Here is a 5,434-nt window from a genome sequence, read left to right on the forward strand (position 1 = left end):
GATCGAAACGTTAATAGGGCCAAACAACACTGCCTTACTAACTCCTTCTGGGCTTCGATGATCTGAAGCAGCTCGCTATCGAAACCTACATAACTCTTTGTTTACCAAGGAGTTTTCCGTTTCGACTGCGCCGGAAGTGGGGCGAATTATAGACTTCCAGAATCTGCCGTCAACACCTTTTTTCACAATACTGTCATATCGGTCAAAAAAGCCCTGAAAAGCAAAGGCCGGCCCCAAGGGGCCGGCCTTCTACTTACCGAACCTACAAGCTAGGAAAGGCAAACTGCGACGCCTCATGACTGGCCCGTTGCGGCCAGCGCTGGGTAATCGCCTTGCGACGCGTATAGAACCGCACCCCATCCGGCCCATAGGCATGCAAGTCGCCAAACAGCGAGCGCTTCCAGCCACCAAAGCTGTGATAAGCCACCGGCACCGGCAACGGCACATTGACGCCAACCATACCCACTTCAATCTCGTCACAGAACAACCGCGCCGCCTCACCGTCACGGGTGAAGATACAGGTGCCGTTGCCGTACTCGTGATCGTTGATCAACTGCATGGCCGCTTCCAGGCTGTTCACCCGAACCACACACAGCACCGGCCCGAAGATCTCTTCTTTATAGATGCGCATCTGCGGGGTCACGCGGTCGAACAAACTGCCCCCCAGGAAGAAGCCATCTTCATTACCGGCAATACTCAGGCCACGACCATCGACGACCAACTCAGCACCCGAAGAAACGCCGTCCTCTATATAGCCACTGACTTTATCGCGCGCCTGGCCAGTGACCAGCGGCCCCATGTCCAATCCACACGTGGTGCCCGCACCAATCTTCAGCGCCTTGATCTGCGGCACCAGCTTGGCGACCAATGCGTCAGCCACCTGGTCGCCGACACACACGGCAACAGAGATCGCCATGCAACGCTCACCGCAAGAACCATACGCCGCGCCCATCAAGGCACTGACAGCGTTATCGAGATCCGCATCCGGCATCAGCACCGCATGGTTCTTCGCCCCGCCCAACGCCTGTACACGCTTGCCGCGCTTGGTGGCTTCGGAATAGATGTACTCGGCGATCGGCGTCGAGCCGACAAAGCTCAACGCCTTGACTTCCGGCGCTTCGATCAGCGCATCCACCGCGCCTTTATCGCCATGCACCACACTCAGCACGCCTTTAGGCAAGCCAGCTTCCTGCAACAACTGTGCAATCAGCAGCGTCGAGCTTGGATCACGCTCCGACGGCTTGAGGATGAAGCAGTTACCGCAGACGATCGCCAGCGGATACATCCACAACGGCACCATCGCCGGGAAGTTGAACGGCGTAATACCGGCCACCACACCCAACGGCTGGAAGTCAGACCAGGCATCGATATTCGGGCCAACGTTACGGCTGTACTCGCCCTTGAGGATTTCCGGCGCCGAGCACGCGTACTCCACGTTCTCGATCCCGCGCTTGAGCTCACCGGCCGCATCTTCCAGGGTCTTGCCATGCTCTTCGCTGATCAGCTGGGAGATACGCGCTTCGTTCTGCTCAAGCAATTGCTTGAAACGAAACATCACCTGGGCACGCTTGGCCGGTGGCGTGTTACGCCAGGCCGGGAAAGCTGCCTTGGCCGAATCGATGGCGCTTTGAATGGTTTCACGGCTGGCCAACGGCACCTGATGAATCACCTGGCCAGTCGACGGGTTGTACACGTCGGCAGTGCGACCGTTTTCGGTGACCAATTGGCCGTTGATCAAATGCTGGATGAGGCTCATGCAGGGCTCCTGAAAAGTTGTTCTATATAGAAGGAGAAATCAGTCGATCTTGTTCAGCACTTCGCCGACCGCATCGAACAAGCGATCCAGGTCCTGCGGCTTGCTGTTGAAGGTTGGGCCGAACTGCAGGGTGTCGCCGCCAAAGCGCACGTAGAAGCCGGCTTTCCACAAGGCCATGCCCGCTTCGAACGGACGCACGATGGCATCACCATCACGCGGGGCAATCTGGATCGCACCGGCCAGACCATAGTTACGAATGTCGATCACGTTCTTGCTGCCCTTCAGGCCGTGCAGCGCATTCTCGAAATGCGGTGCGACTTCGGCCACGCTCTGCACCAGGTTTTCCTTCTGCAGCAGGTCGAGTGCCGCCAAGCCAGCCGCGCAGGCAACCGGGTGGGCCGAGTAGGTGTAGCCGTGCGGGAATTCCACCGCGTACTCAGGCGTCGCCTGATTCATGAACGTCTGATAAATCTCGGTGCTGGCAATCACCGCGCCCATCGGGATCGCGCCGTTGGTGACTTGCTTGGCAATGCACATCAGGTCCGGGGTCACACCGAAGCTGTCAGCACCAAACATCGAACCGGTACGACCGAAGCCGGTGATCACTTCATCGAACACCAACAGGATGTTGTGCTGATCGCAGATCTCACGCAGACGCTTCAGGTAACCCTGCGGCGGAACCAGCACGCCGGCAGAGCCCGCCATCGGTTCAACAAACACCGCAGCGATGTTCGACGCATCGTGCAACTCGATCAGCTTGAGCAGCTCGTCCGCCAAGGCAATCCCGCCCAGCTCCGGCATGCCACGGGAGAACGCATTGCTCGCCAGCAGGGTGTGAGGCAGATGGTCAACATCCATCAGCCCCTGACCAAAAATCTTACGGTTACCGTTCACGCCGCCCAGGCTGGTACCGGCGATGTTCACGCCGTGATAACCACGGGCACGGCCGATCATCTTGGTCTTGGTCGCCTGGCCTTTCAGGCGCCAGTACGCACGCACCATCTTCACCGCGGTATCGGCGCACTCGGAGCCGGAGTCGGTGAAGAACACATGGTTCAGGTTACCCGGGGTCAGGTCGGTAATCTTTTCTGCCAGCTGGAACGACAACGGATGACCGTATTGGAAGCCCGGCGAGTAGTCCAACGTACCCAACTGCTTGGAGACCGCTTCCTGGATTTCCTTGCGAGTGTGCCCGGCGCCGCAGGTCCACAGACCCGACAGCGAGTCATACACCTTGCGCCCCTTGTCATCGGTCAACCAGCTGCCTTCGGCCGCCACGATCAGGCGCGGGTCACGATGGAAGTTACGGTTGGCGGTGTACGGCATCCAGTGCGCGTCCAGCTTCAGTTGGCTGGCCAGGGTGGACGGAGCGTTTTCGGGCATGTTCATGAGCAAAACCTCGCAAGGCAAAAGGCAGCGTCGGGATTGAAAAGCGTTGTTGCAGCTAAATTGCCACGGGGATAAAGTCGGTGAAATCCAACTCTTCTAACCTTCAGTCAGGCCTTCACTAAACTATGAGCAGCCGTCGACCCGACCCTCTGGCCCAAGTCAGCGACTTCGATATCCGACTGTTGCGCATCTTTCGCAGCGTGGTGGAGTGCGGTGGCTTCTCGGCGGCGGAAACCGTACTGGGGATTGGCCGCTCGGCCATCAGCCAGCAAATGAGTGATCTTGAACAGCGCCTTGGCCTGCGCCTGTGCCAACGCGGGCGGGCGGGGTTTTCCCTGACCGAAGAAGGACGCGAGGTGTACCAGTCGGCGTTGCAGCTGCTCAGCGCCCTGGAAAGTTTTCGCACCGAGGTCAACGGCCTGCACCAACACTTGCGCGGCGAACTGATCATCGGCCTGACCGACAATCTGGTCACCCTGCCCCACATGCGCATCACCCACGCCCTGGCACAGTTGAAGGAACGCGGCCCGGATGTACAGATCCAGATCCGCATGATCGCCCCCAATGAAGTCGAACAAGGGGTGCTCGACGGCCGCCTGCATGTCGGCGTAGTCCCCCAGGCCAGCGCCTTGTCGGGACTTGAATACCAGCCGCTGTACAGCGAACGCTCGCTGCTCTATTGCGCAGTGGGCCACCCGCTGTTTTACGCCGACGACAAGCAACTGGACGACGACCGCGTCAATAGCCAGGACGCCATCGCCCCAACCTTCCGCCTGCCCGCGGATATCCAGGCGCACTACCAGGCACTCAATTGCACCGCCAGCGCCTCGGACCGCGAGGGCATGGCCTTCCTGATCCTCACCGGCCGCTACATCGGCTACCTGCCCGACCACTACGCCAGCCTGTGGGTACAACAAGGCCGACTGCGCGCGCTGAAACCGGCTACACGTTTTTACGATTTGAGCCTCGCTTCGGTCACGCGCAAGGGCCGTCGCCCTCATTTGGTGCTGGAAAGCTTCCTCGAAAGCCTGGCCGCAACGCGCTAACACGGGCCTTACAGAAAAACCTGAGCAACTGGACAGCTTTTTGCAAGACAAGGGGATCTCGAACCGCCAGCCATGAGTTCCCCGCCATGCCGCCAGAATCCAACACCCCCAGCGACCTGATCTACGGCCTCAACGATCGGCCCAAACCTTTGCCTGCATTGCTTGCCGCGTTGCAGCATGTGTTGGCTGCCTTCGTCGGCATCATCACCCCGCCGCTGATCATCGGCTCTACCCTGGGCCTGACCGCCCACCTGCCCTACCTGATCAGCATGGCATTGATGGTTTCCGGTGTGGGCACCTTCATCCAGGCGCGCAGGCCGTTTGGCATTGGCGCCGGGATGATCTGCCTGCAGGGCACCAGCTTCGCGTTTCTCGGCGCCGTATTGTCGGCCGGGTTTCTGGTCAAGCAACGCGGCGGCAGCCCGGAAGACATCCTGGCGATGATTTTCGGTATCTGCTTCTTCGGCGCCGCAGTGCAGGTCGTGTTGAGCCGTTTCATCGGTCAGCTCAAAAGGGTAATCACGCCGCTGGTGACCGGCATCGTCATCACACTGATCGGCATCAGCCTGATCAAGGTCGGCATCACTGACCTTGGAGGCGGCTTCAATGCCCCGGACTTCGGCGCGCCAACCAACCTGGCACTCGGCCTGTTCGTGGTACTGACCATCATCCTGCTGAACCGCTCGAACACGCCATGGGTACGGCTCTCCGCCATTATCATCGGCCTCGCACTGGGCAGCCTCGCCGCCTGGTTCAGCGGCAAATTGGTGCCCCAAGCCTTGCCTGACTTGCCATTGATCAGCCTGCCTACACCGTTCCACTTCGGTTTCAACTTCGATTGGAGCGCTTTCCTGCCGGTAGCACTGATTTATCTGATCAGCACCATCGAAACCGTCGGCGACCTCACTGCCAATTGCATGATCGCCCGCCAGCCCATCAGCGGCCCTTCCTATATAAGCCGACTCAAGGGTGGCGTACTGGGAGATGGCATCAGTTGCATGATCGCAGCCACCTTCAGTGCCTTTCCCAACACCACATTCGCCCAGAACAACGGCGTGATCCAGCTGACCGGCGTGGCCAGCCGTTACGTCGGCTTGTACATCGGCGCGGTACTGTTTTGCCTCGGGCTGTTTCCGTTGATTGGTGCGGTGCTGCAGCAAATCCCCAAGCCGGTGCTGGGCGGCGCAACCCTGGTGATGTTCGGCAGCGTAGCGGCGGCCGGCGTGCGCATTCTCGCCCAGGC

Annotated in this window: 4 protein-coding genes; 2 read left to right on the forward strand and 2 right to left on the reverse strand. The window is 59.7% G+C overall.

All coding sequences use genetic code 11. The features are described 5' to 3' along the window. Positions 1 to 262 precede the first annotated feature (262 nt). Positions 263 to 1,756 (reverse strand): CoA-acylating methylmalonate-semialdehyde dehydrogenase, encoded by a 1,494-nt coding sequence (locus HX846_RS04130; RefSeq protein ID WP_003211182.1) that lies wholly within the window; start codon positions 1,754 to 1,756, stop codon positions 263 to 265. Between the two features lie 39 nt (positions 1,757 to 1,795). After that, positions 1,796 to 3,145 (reverse strand): aspartate aminotransferase family protein, encoded by a 1,350-nt coding sequence (locus tag HX846_RS04135; RefSeq protein ID WP_008430786.1) that lies wholly within the window; start codon positions 3,143 to 3,145, stop codon positions 1,796 to 1,798. Positions 3,146 to 3,270: 125 nt separating this feature from the next. Here HX846_RS04135 and HX846_RS04140 point away from each other — a divergent pair, with 125 nt between their 5' ends. Both HX846_RS04140 and HX846_RS04145 read left to right on the forward strand, forming a co-directional pair. Continuing rightward, complete coding sequence (locus HX846_RS04140; protein WP_087693467.1) at positions 3,271 to 4,191, forward strand: LysR family transcriptional regulator; 921 nt, start codon at positions 3,271 to 3,273, stop codon at positions 4,189 to 4,191. An 86-nt stretch (positions 4,192 to 4,277) separates the two neighbouring features. Next, the coding region (locus HX846_RS04145; protein ID WP_178965015.1) for a uracil-xanthine permease family protein at positions 4,278 to 5,434 on the forward strand (1,157 nt) is incomplete at its 3' end.

The sequence above is a fragment of the Pseudomonas sp. K5002 genome (genome assembly GCF_013386655.1).
Classification (GTDB): domain Bacteria; phylum Pseudomonadota; class Gammaproteobacteria; order Pseudomonadales; family Pseudomonadaceae; genus Aquipseudomonas.

Coding starts and splice junctions, on each gene's coding strand:
- HX846_RS04130 (WP_003211182.1), bottom strand. CDS start 1,756: ATGAGCCTCATCCAGCATTTGATCAACGGCCAATTGGTCACCGAAAAC.
- HX846_RS04140 (WP_087693467.1), top strand. CDS start 3,271: ATGAGCAGCCGTCGACCCGACCCTCTGGCCCAAGTCAGCGACTTCGAT.
- HX846_RS04135 (WP_008430786.1), bottom strand. CDS start 3,145: ATGAACATGCCCGAAAACGCTCCGTCCACCCTGGCCAGCCAACTGAAG.